A 1,058-nucleotide genomic window follows, 5' to 3' on the forward strand; every position below is an offset into this window, starting at 1 on the left:
TAGAGCGTTCGGGGAATAGATTGAATCATTGGGGGATTCCCAAGGGGGCCGGGATGTGATTCAAGGGCTGACTGGCGAGGGAGGCCAGTTTGTATGGCGCGAGCTTATTCGCAGGATTTGCGGGATCGCGTGATTGATGCGGTGTTGCATGGGGGCGAGAGCCGCCGTTCGGCATCGCGGCGTTTTGGAGTGAGCGAGGCGTCAGCGATCAAGTGGGTTCAGCGTTATGAGCGTGCAGGCGACCGGCGTTGCGCGGGAACTGGTGGTCATAGGCCGTCGAAGGTGAAGCCGGAGCGGGAGTGGCTTCTGGCTGTTCTTGCGGCCGAACCTGACATCACGCTGTCGGCCTTGTCGGCGCGGCTGCTGGCTGAACGTGGTGTGCGGGCGGACACGAGCATGCTATCGCGCTTCTTCATCGGCGAGGGTATCAACTTCAAAAAAAAGCGTTCTGCCCGGCGAACAGGACCGGCGTGACGTCGCGCGTCGGCGCGCGAACTGGAAACGCTATCAAGGCCGTCTCGACCCCAGGCGGCTTGTCTTCATCGACGAAACATGGGCCAAGACGAACATGACGCGCACCCATGGTCGCTGCCGTCGCGGCGAGCGGCTGCGGGCCAAGGTGCCGCACGGTCACTGGAAGACGCTGACTTTCCTTGCCGCGCTGCGCCACGACCGGATCGACGCGCCGGCCGTGCTCGACGGGCCGATCAACGGCAAGAGCTTCCTCGCCTATGTCGAGCAGTTCCTCATCCCGACCCTCTCGCCGGGCGATATCGTGATCCTCGACAATCTCGGCAGCCACAAGGGCGAGGCGGTTCGCAAGGCCATCCGCGCCGTGGGCGCAAGGCTGCTCTTCCTGCCGCCCTACAGCCCGGATCTCAATCCCATCGAGCAGGTCTTCGCCAAGCTCAAAACCCTCCTGCGAAAGGCTGCCGAACGGTCCGTCGAAGCAACTTGGCGGCGCATCGGAACCCTTCTCGATGCCTTCACGCCCGACGAATGCGCCAATTACCTCAAAAACTCCGGATATGCGTCAATCTAATCGCAGAACGCTCTAG

Annotated in this window: 1 protein-coding gene; it reads left to right on the top strand. The window is 62.4% G+C overall.

From position 1 onward, the window contains the following. The first annotated feature begins 93 nt into the window (after positions 1-93). Positions 94-1,042 (top strand): IS630 family transposase gene (locus GGR43_RS23365; protein ID WP_188074097.1). Its coding sequence is split into 2 segments (ribosomal slippage): positions 94-435 and positions 437-1,042, totalling 948 coding nucleotides; the frame shifts between segments, so codons are not numbered across the junction. The last annotated feature ends 16 nt before the right edge of the window (positions 1,043-1,058 follow it).

It is taken from the genome of Sphingobium jiangsuense, from assembly GCF_014196495.1.
GTDB lineage: Bacteria > Pseudomonadota > Alphaproteobacteria > Sphingomonadales > Sphingomonadaceae > Sphingobium > Sphingobium jiangsuense.